We start from the raw sequence: 16,888 nt of genomic DNA, 5'->3' as shown, positions 1-16,888 counted from the left end.
TCCAGCCCTTCGAAAGGAACGTCATGACCCTTCTCGTCACCGGTGCCAGCGGCCACCTCGGCCGCCTCGTCGTCGAGGCCCTGCTCGACCGCGGCACGTCCGCCGCCGACGTCGTCGCCACCGCCCGCAACACCGAGTCGATCGCCGACCTGGCCGAACGAGGGGTCGAGGTGCGCCGCGCCGACTACGACGACCCGGCTTCACTCGACGCGGCCTTCGCCGGGGTCGACCGCCTCCTCCTCGTCTCAGGCAGCGAGGTGGGCGCGCGAGTTCCTCAGCACACCAACGCCATCGAGGCCGCCAAGCGGGCCGGGGTGGGCTTCGTCGCCTACACGAGCATCACCCGGGCCGACACCTCCGACCTGGCGCTCGCGGCAGAGCACCGCGCGACGGAGGAGCTGCTCGCCGCCTCAGGCCTGACGTACGCCCTGCTCCGCAACTCCTGGTACCTCGAGAACTACACGGGCCAGCTCCCGACCGTCCTCGAGCACGGCGCCGTCCTCGGCGCGGCCCGCGACGGCCGGGTGAGCGCGGCGACGCGTGCCGACTACGCCGCCGCGGCTGCGGCGGTGCTCGCCGGTGGCGAGCACGACGGTGCCGTGTACGAGCTCGGTGGCGACCACGCCTTCACGCTCGCCGAGTATGCCGCTGCGGTCGCCACTGCGAGCGGGCGCGACGTGGACTACCGCGACCTCTCGGTCGAGGACTACACGGCGGCGCTCGTGGCCGCGGGGCTCCCCGAGGGGTATGCCGCCGTGCTGGCCGACAGCGACCGCGGCATCGCCGAGGGCGCCCTGTTCACCGACTCCGGTGACCTCTCGCGCCTGGCCGGCCGACCGACGACCGACCTCGAGGCAGCCGTGCGCGCCGCCCTGGTCACCACCGCCGCCTGACCCGACGGACCCCCGCCTTCCCAACCGTCGAGAGGCCACGTCGTCCCGCTCCTCCACGGTCGAGAGGCCGACGTGTGCCGCTCGCATGCTCACTGGTCAGGATTGGCCCCTCGACGGTCAGGGGAGGAGGGGGAGGCCGATGTGGACGATGCCGTGCTGGACGCGGACGGCATACGTCGGCAGGGCGGTGGCGTCGTCGTCTAGGGCGGCGCCGGTGCGCAGCGAGAAGACCTGCTTGAGCAGCGGTGACGCGACCGTCGGCTCGCCACCCCGGTCGCCGGTCAGCCCGCGCGACAGCACCGCCGCGCCGGCGTAGGGGTCGAGGTTGTCGACGGCGTAGATCATCCCGTTGGGCAGCAGGAAGAGCGCGGCCTGGGCTCCGCCGGGGAGCAGCACCGCGACGCCACGGCCCGGGACGAGCCGGTGCACGTCGCAGGCCGGCACCCACTGCTTGGCTCCGGGGGCGGGCACGATGCCGGGGCGCACCACGGTGCGGGCCCGGGCCAGCGCGGTCGCAGCGACCTCGGGGTCGGTGGTGATCTCGGGGGCGGTGGCGATGCTGGTCATCTCGGGATCCTCTCTGGCTCAGTCGTTCTGGTGAGTCGGGTGCGGGTCGAGCGGTGGACGGGCACTCAGGACGGGCGGGTTGACGACGGCATGCCGAGCATGACCGGCACCTTCCGCGGTCCGGAGTCGTCGAACGCGACCGTCGGGTCCGCCTCGTCGGGAGCGTTGACGAACGACACGAAGCGAGCGAGCTTCTCTGGGTCGTCGAGCACGGCCTTCCACTCGTCCTGGTAGCCGTCGACGTGGCGGGCCATCGTCGCCTCGAGGTCGGCGGCGATGCCGAGCGAGTCGTCGCACACGACCGCCTTGAGGTGCTCGAGGCCGCCCTCGAGCGAGTCGAGCCACGGTGCGGTGCGCTGCAGCCGGTCGGCGGTGCGCACGTAGAAGACGAGGAACCTGTCGATGTAGCGCACCAGGGTCTCGTCGTCGAGGTCGCTGGCCAGCAGGCGAGCGTGCGCCGGCGTCTGGCCACCGTTGCCGCAGACGTAGAGGTTCCAGCCCTTGTCGGTCGCGATGACGCCGACGTCCTTGCCTCGCGCCTCGGCGCACTCGCGGGCGCACCCGGAGACCCCGAACTTCAGCTTGTGCGGCGACCGGAGCCCGCGGTAGCGGTGCTCGAGGTCGACCGCCATGCCCACCGAGTCCTGCACGCCGTAGCGGCACCACGTCGAGCCGACGCAGGACTTCACCGTGCGCAGCGACTTGCCGTACGCCTGCCCCGACTCCATGCCGACCTCGACGAGGCGCTGCCAGATCGCCGGCAGCTGCTCGACCCGCGCGCCGAAGAGGTCGATGCGCTGGCCGCCGGTGACCTTGACGTAGAGCCCGAAGTCCTGGGCGACCTGCCCGATCGTGATGAGCTGCTCGGCGGTGACCTCGCCACCCGGCATGCGCGGGACGACGGAGTAGGTGCCGTTCTTCTGGATGTTCGCGAGGAAGTGGTCGTTGCTGTCCTGCAGCGCCGCCTGCTCGCCGTCGAGGATGTGGTCGCTGCTCGTCGACGCGAGGATCGAGGCGACCGTCGGCTTGCAGATCTCGCACCCGGTGCCCGTGCCGTAGCGCGAGACGAGCCCCGAGAAGGTGCGGATGCCCGTCGACGCCACGATCTCGAAGAGCTCGGCGCGGCTCTGCTCGAAGTGCTCGCAGAGAGCCTTCGAGAGCTCCACACCAGAGTCGACGAGGAGCTTCTTCACGGTGGGCAGGCAACCGCCACAGGTGGTTCCGGCGTTCGTGCACCCCTTGATCGCCGCCAGGTCGCAGGCGCCCTCGGCGATGGCGCCGCAGATCGAGCCCTTCGTGACGTTGTTGCACGAGCAGATCACCGCGTCGTCGGGCAGGGCGTCCGCTCCGAGCTCGGCGCCGGCGGGGGAGACGAGCGCGCCAGGGTCACCGGGCACCTCGCGGCCGACGTACGCCTTGAGCGTGGTGTACGCCGACGCGTCGCCGACGAGGATGCCGCCGAGCAGCGTCCTGGCGTCGTCGCTGACGACGACCTTGGCGTAGGTGCCCTTGGTCGCGTCGGTGTGGACGATCTCGAGCGCGCCAGGCGTCGTGGCCATCGCGTCGCCGAACGACGCGACGTCGACGCCGAGCAGCTTGAGCTTGGTGGACAGGTCGGCGCCGGGGAAGGTCGCCTCGCCGCCGAGCAGCCGGTCAGCGACGACCTCGGCCATCGTGTACCCCGGGGCGACGAGGCCGTAGCAGCGGCCCTCGACGGCCGCGACCTCTCCCACGGCCCAGACGTTCTCGTCACTGGTGCGGCAAGCCAGGTCGGTGAGGACGCCGCCGCGCTCACCGACCTCGAGGCCGGCATCGCGGGCCACGGCGTCGGACGGCCGAACCCCTGCGGAGAAGACGACGAGATCGGTGAGCAGCGCTGTGCCGTCGGAGAGCTCGACCGCCAGGCGCCCGTCGTCCTGCGGGGAGATCGAGCTCGTGCCCGCGCCGGTGTGCACCTGCACGCCCAGGTTGCTGATGAGGCCCTCGAGCACCGCACCACCACCCTCGTCGACCTGGAGCGGCATGAGCCGCGGCGCGAACTCGACGACGTGCGGGGTCAGCCCGAGCAGACGCAGCGCATTGGCTGCCTCGAGCCCGAGCAGGCCCCCGCCGACGACGAGTCCGTTGGCCTCGCGGCCCTCGGCGCGCGCCCGCTCGTGCGACTGCTCGGCGGCGCGGCGGATGCCGTCGAGGTCGTCGAGCGTGCGGTAGACGAAGCACCCCGTCGAGTCGTGGCCCGGCACCGGCGGGACGAACGGGTAGGAGCCCGTGGCGAGCACGAGCGAGTCGTACGTGATGACGTCGCCGTCGCCGGTCGTCACGGTTCGCGCCACGCGGTCGACGCTCTCGGCGCGGGTGCCGAGGCGGAGGTCGACGCGGTCGTCGTCGGCGTACGTGTTGCCCGTCAGGGCGAGTGCGCCCCGGTCCCACGCTCCGACGTACGACGAGAGGCCCACGCGGTCGTATGCCGCCTCCGCCTCCTCGGACAGGACGACGACCTTCCACGCGCTCTCGGTGTCGCGCGAGCGCAGCGCCTCGACGAAGCGGTGGCCGACCATGCCGTGGCCGATCACGACGACCGTGCGGGAGTCGCTGCCCGGCAGGTTCTCGGTGGGGGTGGACATCAGGCGGCTCCTTCGGTCAGGGCGGCGGTTGCCGGCACCGGTGCCGGGCTGGTCTGGGCAGGGGAGGTCGGGGCGGCGGAGGCGGCAGGCGGCGCGTGTTCGGTTGGGGAAGAACCGGGTTCGGCCGATCGGAGCCACGAGCAGAGGCCGTCGACCGCGCTCTTGCACGAGCCGCAGCCCGTCGTGGCACGAGTGGCGTCGGCGACATGGGCGACGGTGTCGGCCCCGGCACGGAAGGCGCCGACGATGGCCGACTTCGTCACGGTGTTGCAGCGGCAGATGACGGCGGAGCCCGGCATCTCCGCGAGGCTGGCCGTCTCGGGGGCGCCCGAGCGGGTGACCGCGCGGCCGAGCATGAGTGCCAGGCGGTCCCTCGGGACGGCCGCGCCGGTGTCGTAGAGCTGGGTGAGGGGGCCGGCGGCGTCCCCGACCCCGAGCAGGATCGCGCCGACGAGCCGGTCCTGACGCAGCACGAGCTTGGCGTAGCGACCGCGGCTCGGGTCGGTGAAGGCGAGCACCTCGTGGCCGGGGTCGTGCACGTCGACGTCGACGGTGCCCATGCTCGCGAGGTCGATGTCGTGCGCCTTGAGGCGGGTGAGCACGCTCGTGCCCTCGTAGGTCGCGGCGGCGTCGGACCCGGTCAGCACGTCCGCGAGCACCCGAGCCTGGTCCCAGCCGGGCTGCACGAGGCCGGGCACCGCGCCGCGGTGCTGGCTGCACTCGCCGATGGCGTGCACGTGGGGTGCCGACGTGGCGAGGCGGTCGTCGACGACGACGGCGCGGTCGACCTCGAGCCCCATGGCCACGGCGAGGTCGGTGCGGGGGCGCACACCCGCGGCGACGACGACGAGGTCGGCCGGCACGGCCGAGCCGTCGCTGAGCACGACGTGTGCCGGCTCGCCGTCGCCTGCGGGGTGACGGGCCGTGACGAGCTGGCCCAGCACGAGGCGCGCGCCGATGCCGCGCACGACGCGGGTGAGGACCGCGCCGCCGTCGACGTCCAGCTGACGGTCCATCGGAAAGTCCTGCGGGTGCACGATCGTCACCTCGACGCCTCGGGCGAGGAGCCCTCGAGCAGCCTCGAGCCCGAGCAGTCCGCCGCCGAGAACCACTGCGGTGGAGGCCGACTCGGCGGCAGCCACGATGCGGGACGAGTCGTCCACGGTGCGGAACGCGACGACGCCGTCAGCGAGCTCGGCGTCGGGACCGGGCGCGGCGGCATACAGGCCCTCGGTGGGCGGGACGAACGCGGTGCTTCCGGTGGCGAGCACGAGCTCGTCCCACGCGAGACTGGTCTGCGCGCCGTCGGCGCCGGTCAGCGTGGCGGTTCGCGACGCGGTGTCGACGGCGGTGACCCGCGCCCCGGTGACGACCTCGACGTGGCGCGCGGTCCACCAGCCGTCGGGCTTGAGCCGGGTCTCCCGCGGCGTGAGGCCGCCGGCCACGACGGTCGAGAGCAGCACCCGGTTGTAGGCGGCGTGAGGCTCCTCACCGACGACCGTCACCGAGAAGCGACTGGCCTCCGGGTCGCGGTGGCGGATCTCCTCGGCGAGGCGGGCACCGGCCATGCCGTTGCCGACGACGAGCACCCTGCGGGGTGTGGGGGTCATGAGACGGCCTCCAGGCGGACGGCGCACGCCTTGAACTCGGGCATGCGGCTGGTCGGGTCGAGGGCGGCGTGGGTGAGCGAGTTGGCGCGGGCGTCGCCGGCCCAGTGGAACGGCAGGAAGACGACGTCGCTGCGCATGTCGTCGTCGAGGCGCACGGCCGCGCGGGTGCGGCCGCGGCGGCTCACGACGTCGACGAGGGCCCCGTCGGCCACACCCGCGGCGTCCGCCGTGTCGGGGTGCATCTGGACGAACATCGCTCCGGCGGCTGTCGACAGCTCGTCGACGAGCCGCGTCTGCGCACCGGACTGGTAGTGCTGCAGGACCCGACCGGTCGTCGCGACGAGCGGGTAGTCCCTGTCGTCGGCCTCGGCCGGACCGACGTGGTCGACGGGCACGAAGCGGGCCAGCCCGTCCGGCGTGGCGAACGCGTCCAGGAACAGCCGCGGGGTGCCCTGGGGGCGCTCCGTGGTGCACGGCCAGTGCAGGCTCTCGCCGGCATCCAACCGCGCCCACGTGACGGCGGAGTAGTCGGCCGGGCCGCCGGCAGAGGCGCGACGCAGCTCCTCGAAGACGACGTGAGGGTCGGTGGGGAAGTCTGTGCTGCAACCGATCCGGGCGGACAGCTCGCTCCAGACGTCGAGCTCGCTGCGGCACCCGGGCGGAGGGGAGAGGGCGCGACGGCGACGCAGCACCCGGCCCTCGAGGTTGGTCAGCGTGCCCTCCTCCTCGGCCCACTGGAGCACCGGGAGCACGACGTCCGCGATCGCGGCGGTCTCCGACAGGACGAAGTCGGAGACGACGAGCAGGTCGAGGGCGGCCAGCCGCTCGGCGACGACTCGGGCGTCGGGCGCCGACACGACGGGGTTGCTCCCGTGGACCATGAGCACGCGCGGGCCGCCGTCGGTGCCGAGTGCCGAGAGCAGCTCGAACGCGCTGCGGCCCGGCCCGGGCAGCTCGTCGGGGTCGACGCCCCAGACGGCCGCCACGTGCGCTCGTGCCGCCGGGTCGTCGATCTTGCGGTAGCCGGGCAGCTGGTCGGCCTTCTGGCCGTGCTCGCGCCCGCCCTGCCCGTTGCCCTGGCCGGTGATCGTGCCGAAGCCCGTGCCACGGTTGCCGGGCAGGCCGAGCACGAGGGCGAGCGCGATGAACGCGGTCACCGTGTCGGTGCCGCTCGCGTGCTGCTCGCTGCCACGGGCGGACAGCACGTACGCGCCGCGCTCGGTGTCGCGCGCCCGGGCGAGTGCCGCGACAGCAGTCCGCATCACCGTGACGGCGACGCCGGTGACGCGCTCGACGCGCTCGGGCAGCCACTGGGCCGCCACCGGCCAGAAGTCGTCGAAACCGGTGGTGCGCTCGGCGACGAAGCGGCGGTCGGCGTACCCCTCGGTGACGGCGAGGTGGATCATGCCGAGAGCGAGGGCGGCGTCGGTGCCCGGGCGCAGCTGCAGGTGCAGCCCGCCGCCGTCGAGCGCCTTGGTGGCAGTCGGGGTCAGGCGTGGGTCGGCGACCATGAGCCCACCCGAGTCCGCGGCGCGCACGAGGTGCGTGAGGAAGGGAGGCATCGTCTCGGCGGGGTTGGCACCGAGGAGCAGCACGGCGTGGGCGGACCCGATGTCGGTCACCGGGAACGGCAGCCCACGGTCCAGCCCGAAGCAGCGGATGCCCGCGGCGGCGGCCGAGCTCATGCACCAGCGGCCGTTGTAGTCGATCTGGCTGGTGCGCAGGGCGACCCGCGCGAACTTGCCCAGCTGGTAGGCCTTCTCGTTCGTCAGACCGCCTCCGCCGAACACCGCGACGGCGTCCCGGCCGAATGCCGCCTGCGTCCGCACGATCGCATCGGCGACGACGTCGAGCGCCTCGTCCCACGACGCGGGCGCGAGCTCGCCGTCGCGGCGGACCAGGGGGGTCGTGAGACGCCCGGGCGTGCGGAGCAGCTCGGCACTGGTCCAGCCCTTCTGGCACAGGCCGCCCCGGTTGGTCGGGAAGCGCCGGGGAGCCACCGTGAGGTCGTCGGGCGACGTACCGGTCAGTGTCATCGCGCACTGGAGGCCGCAGTAGGCGCAGTGCGTCGCGACGCCCACCTGCCCCGACTGCTCGGAGGGGGAGTCCCCTCCGAGCGTGCGCGCCGGCCTGGTGGAAGCGGCGTCGGTGGTCTGGCTCGTCATCGTCGGTAGCGCACCTTGGTGAGGACGGCGGCGCCGACGTAGAAGAGCGTGAAGACGACGAACGCGGCGGTGGCCGACTTCGCCGCGCCCTGGTACGACGCTCGCAGCCCGAGGTTGATGAGCACGCCGCCGACGGCACCGATCGCTCCGGCGATGCCGATGAGGGCCCCGGACATCGAGCGGGACCAGGCGGCCCGCTCGACGGCGGGTCCGGGCACCGACGCCGCCTTGGTCTCGAAGAGCGCCGGGATCATCTTGTAGACCGAGCCGTTGCCGACGCCCGAGAGGACGAAGAGCAGGACGAAGCCGCCGATGAGGCCGGTCAGCTGCAGGCCGGTCGCCGCGCCGGTGGTGACGTCGTCGGCGCGGGCCGAGAGGGTCACGAGGACCCCGGCGCAAGCCATCCCGACGAAGGTCCAGAGGGTGACGACAGCCCCGCCGCGGCGGTCGGCGAGCTTGCCTCCCCAGACGCGGCTGACCGAGCCGAGCAGTGGCCCGACGAACGCGATCTGGGCCGCGTGGAGGCTGGCTGCCGCGGTCTGGGCGGGGGTCGGCGCGGCGCCACCGGTGAGGCCGGCGAGGAAGGTCTGGTTGAGCACCTGGCCGAAGGCGAAGCCGAAGCCGATGAACGAGCCGAACGTGCCGATGTAGAGCAGCGAGACGACCCAGGCGTCGGCGTGCCGCAGCACCTCGAGCATCGCCTTGGGGTTGGCGGTCTGGTGGTCGAGGTTGTCCATGAAGACGGCGGCGCCGACGCTCGCGACGGCGAGCAGCACGAGGTAGACGGCGCAGACGACCTCGGGGCGGCGGTTGCCGAGCGTCGCGATGACGAGAAGGCCGACGAGCTGGACGACAGGGACGCCGATGTTGCCGCCGCCTGCGTTGAGTCCGAGCGCCCAGCCCTTCATCCGCTGCGGGTAGAAGGCGTTGATGTTCGTCATCGACGAGGCGAAGTTGCCGCCGCCGAGGCCGGCGAGGGCAGCGACCGCCATGAACGTGCCGAGCGAGTGGCCCGGGTTGACCATCAGCCACCACGTCAGCACGGCCGGGACGAGGAGGGCGACGCCGCTGAAGATGGCCCAGTTGCGGCCGCCGAAGAACGCCGTCGCCATCGTGTACGGCACGCGCAGCACGGCGCCGACGAGCGTGGGCACGGCGACGAGGAAGAACTTGTCCGCCGCAGTGAAGCCGTAGACGGCCTGCGGCATGAAGAGCACCATGACCGACCAGATCGACCAGATCGAGAAGCCGATGTGCTCCGTCGCGACGGACCAGACGAGGTTGCGTCGGGCGACCTTCCTGTTGCCCGCCTCCCAGGCCGCGGTGTCCTCGGGGTCCCAGTCGCGGATGACACGGGACCTCGGTGCAGTGAGCTGGCGGAAGCGGCTCGGGCTCTCCGGGACGAGGGTGGTCGGCGTGCTGGTGGGTGCGGCGACGCTGCCGTTCGTGCTGGTGCCGGTGCTGTTTCCGGTGGTGGTGCTCACGGGTTCCTCCTCGGGAGGCGGGTCGGGGGCCGCTGCGAGAGCGTGGCGCCCACGCTAGGAACGCGGTGTTGCACGTCGTCCGGCCCGCGGTGACACGGGAGTTACATCTCCCTCACGTGGCGGTCGGAGGGCCGTGAGGTCACGCACGGCACGCCCGGGATGGGACCTCACGGACGGCCGCGACGGCCGTGAGGCCGCCGCCGCGTAGGCTCGCCGCATGACGTCGGCTCCGGACCAGGCCTCGCTCAACACGCTGTCCGTGGGCACCGCCGGACCCCGCGTCGCGTTCCTGCACGGGCTCTTCGGCCAGGGCCGCAACTGGACCCAGATCGCGAAGGCGGTCAGCGGCCCCGACGGCGCCGACGCCCGCTGCCTGCTCGTCGACCTTCCCGACCACGGGCGGTCCCCGTGGTCGCAGCAGTTCTCGCTCGACGCGTACGCCGACGCCGTGGCCGCCACCCTGCGCGACGCGGCGCCGGGGGAGTCGTGGACGGTCGTCGGGCACTCGCTCGGGGGCAAGGTGTCGATGGTCCTGGCGCTGCGCCACCCCGAGCTCGTCGGCCGGCTCGTCGTCGTCGACATCGCGCCCAAGGGCTACGGCTCGCTCGAGCGCTTCGAGGGCTACATCCGCGAGATGCAGGAGCTGCCGATCGCCGAGCTCGCGAGCCGCGGCGACGCTGAGGCCCGGTTCAACGAGCCCGACCCGGGCGTCAAGGCATTCCTGCTGCAGAACCTGCGACGCGACGGCCACTCGTGGCGCTGGCAGGTCAACCTCGACCTCATCGCGGCCGACGCCGCCCTCGGGGTGGACTCACGCATCGCCGACTGGCCCCGCGAGGTCGACGACCTCCCGGCCTACGACGGACCCGTGCTGTGGATCGCCGGCGGCGACTCCCGCTACGTCAAGCGGGAGGACGGCGAGCGCATGAGACGGCACTTCCCGCGTACGCGTCAGTTCACGATCAAGGGAGCCGGGCACTGGGTGCACACGGACGCACCCGAGATCATCGTCACCGCCCTGCGCCGCTTCCTGCACGGCGCCACCTGACGGCGGTCACAGGAGGCGGCGGCCCATCGCCCAGGCCGTGAGCTCGTGGCGCGAGCTGAGCTGCAGCTTGCGCAGCACCGAGCTGACGTGGGTCTCGACGGTCTTGACGGAGATGAACAGCTCCTTCGCGACCTCCTTGTACTGGTAGCCGCGCGCGATGAGGCGCATGACCTCGCGCTCGCGCGCCGACAGCCGGTCGAGCTCCTCGTCGATCTCGGCCACCTCGCCGGCGGCGGCACCGAAGGCATCGAGCACGAAGCCGGCCAGGCGCGGGCTGAAGACGGCGTCACCGTCGGCGACCCGGCCGATCGCCGTCAGCAGCTCGTCGGCGCTGATCGTCTTGGTCACGTAGCCGCGGGCACCCGCACGGATGACGGCGATGACGTCCTCCGCGGCGTCCGACACCGAGAGCGCGAGGAAGCGCACCGGGACGTCAGCTGCGGACTGGACGCCGGCGCACGCCCGGATGACGTCGGCACCGCCGTGGCCGTCACCGCCGGGGAGGTGGACGTCGAGCAGCACCACGTCGGGCCGCTGCTCCGTGATGACCTGCACGGCCGACTCCACGGCACCTGCCTCGCCGGCGATCTCGAGCGACACGGAACCCGATGCCGCCGAAGCCGCGGTCAGCTCGGCGCGCACGCCGGTGCGGAACATGTGGTGGTCGTCGACGATCACGATGCGGATGGTCCGCGGGTCGGTCATGAAGCCTGCTCCTGGGTCTGTCGTGCTGCTGCGGCGTCGGGGTCCTCGGCCGGGGGGTCGGTGTCCTGCGGGTCGGTGTCCTGCGGGTCGGTGTCCTGCGGGTCGGTGCTCCTCGGTGCCGCGGCCCCGGCCGTGGAGGCCCTGGGCTCGGCGGGCTCGGGCTCGGACGGCTGGCGCACCGGCAGGCGCAGCTCGATCTCCGTGCCGTCGGCGCGGTGCCGGATGCGGGCGGTGCCGCCGTGCCGCTCCATGCGGCCGATGATCGACTCGCGCACGCCGGCTCGGTCGTCGGGCACGTCGTCGAGGTCGAAGCCGGTGCCGTGGTCGCGCACGAACGCCTCGACGGCGTCGGGGCCGACTTCGACGTATGCGCTGACGGGCGGGCTGCCGTGGCGCACCGCGTTCCAGGCGGCCTCGCGGATCGCCTTCACGAGGGCGTCGAGGTGCTCGTCGATCTGCCGGTCGCCGGTGACGACGAGCTGCACGGGCACGCCGTGGAGGTCCTCGACCTCACCCATGGCGGCGGTGAGGGCGGCCCCGAGCGTGCCGGCGCGGGCGTCCTCGTCGTAGAGGTAGCTGCGCAGCTGGCGCTCCTGGGCCCGGGCCAGCCGGGCGACGGTCGCGGCGTCGGACGACTGCCGCTGGATGAGCGCGAGGGTCTGCAGCACCGAGTCGTGCAGGTGGGCCGCGATGTCGGCGCGCTCGGTGGCGCGGATGCGGGCGGCCTGCTCGAGACGCAGGTTGCTCCAGAGCCGCAGCATCCACGGTGCGGCCAGCACGGCGACGCCGACGAGCGCGGCGAGCACGGCGCCCGCGACCTGCCAGACGGCCGTGAGGTCGGTGCCGCGGACGAGCAGCCCGACGAGGCCCAGGATCGTCAGTCCGAGGCCGACGACGAGCCAGATCCACCGGACGGGACGCCGGGCCCCGATGGCGTCGGTGTCGTCGAGCTGCGACCAGAAGAAGATGGCACCGATGACGATCGCGACGACGGGCAGGATCACCTCGGCGTGCACGTCGAAGCCGGCGCTGCCGAGCCACAGGGCGCCGGCGAGCGCCAGTGCCGCGACCCCGAGCAGCGTGATGAGGACGGCCTGGTTGCCGCTGCGCAGCCACGTGCGCAGGCTCGCGAGGTCGACGTGGTGACTCGTGCCGGAGGTGGGCGACGTCGCGGCGGGCACGCTGGCCGCGGCCGGGTCGCCGACGACCGGAGCGGCCGTGGGAACCACGTCGCCGATCTCGCGCATGGTGGCCCAGAGGAACACGTAGACGGCGAGTCCCGCACCGAAGGGGATGCTCGTCAGCACGAGCGCGATGCGCACCGCCGACGTCGGCACGCCGAGGTGGTCGGCCAGCCCCGCGGCGACCCCTGCGACGACCTTTCCCTGCCGGTGGCGCACGAGTGGTGGCCGTTGCGCCGCCCGCCAGGCGGGTCGCACCGGACCCTGGCCGTTCTCGTATGCCGTCTGCACCGTTCCATCCTCGCCCACCCGGGTGGGTGAGGGCGACCATCAGGCCCTGCTTTGGGGGTCGCGTCAGGGTGCGCTCAGGGTCGACCCTCATGGTTGCGGTGCGAGCGCACCGCCACGCTGGAGCCATGACGAAAAGCAATGGGGCCCCCACGCAGGGCCACGGCCTGGACGGTTTGTACACCGCCCTGCGACGCCCGGGGATCGTGCGCAGCAGGGACGGTCGCTGGTTCGCCGGCGTCGCGACGGGCATGGCCCGGTGGCTCGGCGTGGACCCGCTCGTCGTGCGGGCCGGCTTCATCCTCTTCTCCATCTTCTTCGGGATGGGCGTGGCGCTGTACCTCGTGCTGTGGCTGCTGATGCCCGACGAGCAGGGCGAGATCCACGTCGAGCGCGCGCTGAAGCACGGCGAGGGCAGCTCGATCTTCCTCCTCGTCGTCACGGGCATCTCGGTGCTGGGTGGCGGCCCCTGGTGGGGCGGTGACACCCAGGGCTTCCGCTTCTTCGGCTTCGTCCTGCTGGTCGTCGGTGCCTGGTGGTTCCTCACCCGCACCGACACGGGCCGCGACCTCATGGCCTCGGCCCCGTGGAAGAGCTCGGGCAACCGTGCGACGCCGGGGTCCACCACCGGCACACCCACCGACCCGTCGGCAGACCCCACCGCGTCGGGCACGTCGGCGGCGGCGCCGCTGCACCCGGCATACGGCTCGACGGGAAACGCCGCAGCCAACGCCGGCGCGACTCTCACCGCACCGCGCCCGCCGGCGCCCACCCCGGTTCGGTACCGCACGCCGTCGATCGGCTTCGCCGGTGGGCTGCTCGTGCTCGGCCTCGCGATCACGACCGGCGTCGTGCTCTCGCTCGTCGCCGACGGCGCTGGGTGGCCCGGCAACCACGTGGCGATCGGAATCGCCTCTGGCGTGGGGATGCTCGGTATCGCGATCGTGGTCGCGGGCATCGCCGGCCGCCGCTCGGGCCTCGGCTTCTTCGCCGTCGTCGGCGTCATCGCCGCAGCCCTCACGACCGCTGCCCCCGCGGGCCTGGACTACCCCTGGCAGGTCGGTGACAGGTCGTATGCCGTCACGTCCCTGACGCCCGCGCCGACGTACGAGCTCGGTCTGGGTGACCTGAAGGTCGACCTGACGAAGGCCGACTACAAGGCCGCCGGGACCGACACCGTCACGGCGACGGTCGGGGCCGGCCAGGTGACCGTCGTCGTCCCGAAGGACGTACCCGTGACGATCAACGCCAGGGCGCGCGCCGGCGCGCTCAGGGCGACCGGCAGCAACGAGGGCGACTTCAGCTACGAGTCGGCTGACCCGGGGCTGCACGCCGGCGGCATCAGCTGGGAGCGCACGGTCCACTACGGTCCGAAGACCGGAGCCGACGAGATCGTCGTCGACGCCGAGGTCGGGCTGGGCGAGATCCGGATCCTCTCGGGGAGCGCGTCATGAGCGCCGAGCACACCCGGGATCCGGGCGACGACGCCGACACCACCCACACGACCGACACGACGTCCGGGGAGACGAGCACCATGAGCCACGACGACAGCACGAGCGCAGGGCCGCAGTTCAGCGACCCGCTGGCCGACCCGACGGCTGAGCCGTTCGGCGACCCGACGGACGCGTCGACGGCCGACAGGCAGGCGGCCACCGCGTCGGCCGTGCCGTCGGTCATGCCGATGGCCGGCGCGACCGACCCCGGCGCGACCGACCCCGGCGCGACCGACCCCGACGCGACGACCACGATCCCGGCGACCACCACCCGGGCGCTGCCGACGCCGAGCCCGTTCCGGGTGGAGCCGTCGGCGCCGGTGCCCGACGACGCCGTGACCGACGCGGCGCAGCTGCCGCACCTGCCCCCGCCGTCGCAGACCGACCCCTCGTGGCCCGCCCCGGCCCACGCGCAGCAGGCCCACCAGGACCCGCGTCCGGCCCTCGTCACCGTGCGCAAGGGCCCCCGTCCGGGCTCGATCATGTTCGGGCTGCTGACCATGATCGTGGCCGGCTGGCTGCTCGCCGCCAACCTCACCGACGCCGACCTCACCTTCCGGTTCGTCGGGCCGCCGATGATCGGAGCCTTCGGCGGCATGCTGCTCATCGTCGGGCTCGCCGGCGTCGTGGCCGGACGGCTGCGCCGCTGACGAGTCCCCACGCCACGAGGGGCCCTGCCCGCTGGTGGCCGTGGGCGCGGCCGGCCGGGTGACGGGACCCGACCGGCGGCGCTCGTGCGCGTGCCGGGTCGGCACCCGACGGAGGGTCCGGCGTGGTTAGGCTCGGGGCACGTTCGCCGGGACGATCCGGCACGGGTACGAGGAGACATCGTGGTCATGAAGTCCGGCATCAACCTCGAGACGCTCGACCGGTCGACGCGGCCGCAGGACGACCTGTTCAGGTTCGTCAACGGCACGTGGCTCGACACGACCGAGATCCCCGGCGACCGGGCCCGGTTCGGCACGTTCGACATCCTGCGCGAGGAGTCGACGTCGCGTGTTCGCGATCTCATCGAGGGCGCCGCCGCCGACCACGACAGCGCGCCGGGCACCCCGAAGCGCCAGGTCGGTGACCTCTACGCCAGCTTCACCGACACCGACCGGGTCGAGGAGCTCGGACTGACCCCGCTGCAGGCGATGCTGTCGGAGGTCGCCACCGTCATCGACGTCAGCACCCTCGGGGCTGCCCTGGGACGCCTCGAGCGCGACGGCGTCGACGGGCCGCTGCGCCACTTCGTGTCTCCTGACGAGCGCTCCCCGGAGGACTACGTCGTCTACCTCGAGCAGGGCGGGCTGGGCCTGCCCGACGAGTCGTTCTACCGCGAGGACAAGTACGCCGACATCCGCGCCGCCTACGTCGCGCACATCGGGCGGCTGCTCGGCCTCGCCGGCACCCCCGACGCGGAGGGCAAGGCCGCGCGCATCATGGCCCTCGAGACGCTTCTGGCGTCGTCGCACTGGGACAACGTCACCAACCGCGACGCCGTGAAGACCTACAACGCCCACACCCTCGACGAGGCGAAGGAGCTGGCTCCCCAGTTCCCTTGGGACGCCTGGCTGTCCGCGCTGCAGGCACCGGCCGGCTCGTTCGACAAGGTCGTCGTGCGCCAGCCCAGCTTCGTCGGTGCCCTCAGCTCCGCCCTGGAGTCGGTCGACATCGACGACTGGCGCGCGTGGCTGACGTGGCACGTGCTCTCGGAGTTCGCGACCCTGCTGCCCCAGTCGTTCGTCGACGAGGACTTCGACTTCTTCGGCCGCACCCTGTCGGGGCAGCCCGAGAACAAGGAGCGCTGGAAGCGCGGGGTGGCCGTCGTCGAGTCGTGCGTCGGTGAGGCGGTCGGTCAGCTGTACGCCGAGCGCTGGTTCCCGCCGGCGGCGAAGGAGCGCATGCAGGAGCTCGTCGGCAACCTCGTCGCGGCCTTCCGCAAGTCCTTCTCCTCGCTCGAGTGGATGGGGCCCGAGACCCGCGCGCAGGCCCTCGAGAAGCTCGACGCCTTCACCCCGAAGATCGGCTACCCCGACGTCTGGCGTGACTACTCCTCCATCGACATCGACCCCGCCGACCTCGTCGGCAACGTGCGGCGCAGCACGGCGTTCGAGGTCGACCGCAACCTCGGCAAGATCGGGGGCCCCATCGACCGCACCGAGTGGTTCATGCTGCCGCAGCACGTCAACGCGTACTACATGCCGTCGATGAACGAGATCGTCTTCCCGGCCGCGATCCTGCAGCCGCCGTTCTTCGACCTCGACGCCGACGACGCCGTCAACTACGGCGGCATCGGCGCCGTCATCGGGCACGAGCTCGGGCACGGCTTCGACGACCAGGGCTCCCGCTACGACGGCACCGGGGCGCTGCGCGACTGGTGGACCGAGGCCGACCGTGACCGCTTCGACGCCCTGTCGCAGCGGCTCATCGAGCAGTTCGACTCCTACACGCCGGCCGGGCTCGACGACTCCCACAAGGTCAACGGCAGCCTCACCGTGGGCGAGAACATCGGCGACCTCGGCGGCCTGCAGATCGGCTACTCGGCCTACCGCATCGCGACCGAGGGCACCGGCATGACCGAGCTCGACGGCTTCACCGGCCCGCAGCGCTTCTTCATCGGCTGGGCCCAGGTCTGGAAGGGCAAGGCGCGCGAGGCCGAGGCGATCCGCCTGCTCGCCATCGACCCGCACTCGCCGCAGGACGTCCGGGGCAACGCGGTGCGCAACCTCTCGGAGTTCCACGAGGCGTTCGCCGTCAAGCCCGGCGACGGCCTCTGGCTCGAGCCCGACGAGCGCGTCCGCATCTTCTGAGCAGGCACGACCCGAGGGGCGGTGACGACCGGTCG

General features: G+C 72.8%; 12 protein-coding genes. 5 read left to right on the top strand and 7 right to left on the bottom strand.

All coding sequences use genetic code 11. The features are described from left to right. Positions 1–23: 23 nt before the first annotated feature. Complete coding sequence (locus tag ACFQ2V_RS10225; RefSeq protein ID WP_386052584.1) at positions 24–893, top strand: SDR family oxidoreductase; 870 nt, start codon at positions 24–26, stop codon at positions 891–893. 117 nt (positions 894–1,010) lie between these two features. Here ACFQ2V_RS10225 and nirD read toward each other — a convergent pair whose 3' ends face one another. The 5 genes from nirD to ACFQ2V_RS10200 all read right to left on the bottom strand — a co-directional run bounded on the left by nirD (position 1,011) and on the right by ACFQ2V_RS10200 (position 9,343). Further along, entirely contained in the window at positions 1,011–1,460 is a 450-nt protein-coding gene (nirD, locus tag ACFQ2V_RS10220) for a nitrite reductase small subunit NirD (RefSeq protein ID WP_386052583.1), read from the bottom strand. A gap of 65 nt (positions 1,461–1,525) precedes the next feature. After that, positions 1,526–4,084 (bottom strand): nitrite reductase large subunit NirB, encoded by a 2,559-nt coding sequence (nirB, locus tag ACFQ2V_RS10215; protein WP_386052582.1) that lies wholly within the window; start codon positions 4,082–4,084, stop codon positions 1,526–1,528. After that, complete coding sequence (locus ACFQ2V_RS10210; protein WP_386052581.1) at positions 4,084–5,694, bottom strand: FAD-dependent oxidoreductase; 1,611 nt, start codon at positions 5,692–5,694, stop codon at positions 4,084–4,086. Before ACFQ2V_RS10210 ends, nirB begins: the two co-directional genes overlap by 1 nt. Further along, positions 5,691–7,859 carry a molybdopterin oxidoreductase family protein gene (locus tag ACFQ2V_RS10205; RefSeq protein ID WP_386052580.1) on the bottom strand — a complete coding sequence of 723 codons (2,169 nt, stop codon included), beginning with the start codon at positions 7,857–7,859 and terminating at the stop codon, positions 5,691–5,693. The genes ACFQ2V_RS10210 and ACFQ2V_RS10205 overlap by 4 nt, the downstream gene beginning before the upstream one ends. Continuing rightward, positions 7,856–9,343 carry a nitrate/nitrite transporter gene (locus ACFQ2V_RS10200; protein ID WP_386052579.1) on the bottom strand — a complete coding sequence of 496 codons (1,488 nt, stop codon included), beginning with the start codon at positions 9,341–9,343 and terminating at the stop codon, positions 7,856–7,858. The genes ACFQ2V_RS10205 and ACFQ2V_RS10200 overlap by 4 nt, the downstream gene beginning before the upstream one ends. 217 nt (positions 9,344–9,560) lie before the next feature. On the opposite strand from ACFQ2V_RS10200, the gene ACFQ2V_RS10195 reads away from it, so the two are divergent. Next, complete coding sequence (locus ACFQ2V_RS10195) at positions 9,561–10,391, top strand: alpha/beta fold hydrolase (protein ID WP_386052578.1); 831 nt, start codon at positions 9,561–9,563, stop codon at positions 10,389–10,391. A gap of 6 nt (positions 10,392–10,397) precedes the next feature. Here ACFQ2V_RS10195 and ACFQ2V_RS10190 read toward each other — a convergent pair whose 3' ends face one another. Both ACFQ2V_RS10190 and ACFQ2V_RS10185 read right to left on the bottom strand, forming a co-directional pair. Beyond that, positions 10,398–11,096, bottom strand: coding sequence for a LuxR C-terminal-related transcriptional regulator (locus ACFQ2V_RS10190; protein WP_386052577.1), 699 nt, complete (start codon positions 11,094–11,096; stop codon positions 10,398–10,400). Next, the gene (locus tag ACFQ2V_RS10185; protein ID WP_386052576.1) at positions 11,093–12,568 is read right to left on the bottom strand and encodes an ATP-binding protein; all 1,476 of its coding nucleotides are present in this window, start codon (positions 12,566–12,568) and stop codon (positions 11,093–11,095) included. Before ACFQ2V_RS10185 ends, ACFQ2V_RS10190 begins: the two co-directional genes overlap by 4 nt. A 125-nt stretch (positions 12,569–12,693) precedes the next feature. Here ACFQ2V_RS10185 and ACFQ2V_RS10180 point away from each other — a divergent pair, with 125 nt between their 5' ends. The 3 genes from ACFQ2V_RS10180 (at position 12,694) to ACFQ2V_RS10170 (ending at position 16,853) form a co-directional block, all read left to right on the top strand. Further along, positions 12,694–14,019 carry a PspC domain-containing protein gene (locus tag ACFQ2V_RS10180; protein ID WP_386052575.1) on the top strand — a complete coding sequence of 442 codons (1,326 nt, stop codon included), beginning with the start codon at positions 12,694–12,696 and terminating at the stop codon, positions 14,017–14,019. Further along, positions 14,016–14,708, top strand: a complete 693-nt coding sequence (locus ACFQ2V_RS10175) for a hypothetical protein (RefSeq protein ID WP_386052574.1) — start codon at positions 14,016–14,018, stop codon at positions 14,706–14,708. Before ACFQ2V_RS10180 ends, ACFQ2V_RS10175 begins: the two co-directional genes overlap by 4 nt. Positions 14,709–14,894: 186 nt before the next feature. Continuing rightward, a complete protein-coding gene (locus ACFQ2V_RS10170) occupies positions 14,895–16,853 on the top strand; it encodes a M13 family metallopeptidase (protein WP_386052573.1) in 1,959 nt (652 codons plus the stop codon). Positions 16,854–16,888 lie beyond the last annotated feature (35 nt).

The organism is Terrabacter terrigena (assembly GCF_042676085.1).
GTDB lineage: Bacteria > Actinomycetota > Actinomycetes > Actinomycetales > Dermatophilaceae > Terrabacter > Terrabacter terrigena.
Note: the sequence above shows the minus strand (reverse complement) of the source record. Positions and strands in the feature narration are given on the sequence as shown.

Coding starts and splice junctions, on each gene's coding strand:
- ACFQ2V_RS10205 (WP_386052580.1), bottom strand. CDS start 7,859: ATGACGAGCCAGACCACCGACGCCGCTTCCACCAGGCCGGCGCGCACG.
- ACFQ2V_RS10190 (WP_386052577.1), bottom strand. CDS start 11,096: ATGACCGACCCGCGGACCATCCGCATCGTGATCGTCGACGACCACCAC.
- nirB (WP_386052582.1), bottom strand. CDS start 4,084: ATGTCCACCCCCACCGAGAACCTGCCGGGCAGCGACTCCCGCACGGTC.
- ACFQ2V_RS10225 (WP_386052584.1), top strand. CDS start 24: ATGACCCTTCTCGTCACCGGTGCCAGCGGCCACCTCGGCCGCCTCGTC.
- ACFQ2V_RS10210 (WP_386052581.1), bottom strand. CDS start 5,694: ATGACCCCCACACCCCGCAGGGTGCTCGTCGTCGGCAACGGCATGGCC.
- ACFQ2V_RS10175 (WP_386052574.1), top strand. CDS start 14,016: ATGAGCGCCGAGCACACCCGGGATCCGGGCGACGACGCCGACACCACC.
- ACFQ2V_RS10180 (WP_386052575.1), top strand. CDS start 12,694: ATGACGAAAAGCAATGGGGCCCCCACGCAGGGCCACGGCCTGGACGGT.
- nirD (WP_386052583.1), bottom strand. CDS start 1,460: ATGACCAGCATCGCCACCGCCCCCGAGATCACCACCGACCCCGAGGTC.
- ACFQ2V_RS10170 (WP_386052573.1), top strand. CDS start 14,895: ATGAAGTCCGGCATCAACCTCGAGACGCTCGACCGGTCGACGCGGCCG.
- ACFQ2V_RS10195 (WP_386052578.1), top strand. CDS start 9,561: ATGACGTCGGCTCCGGACCAGGCCTCGCTCAACACGCTGTCCGTGGGC.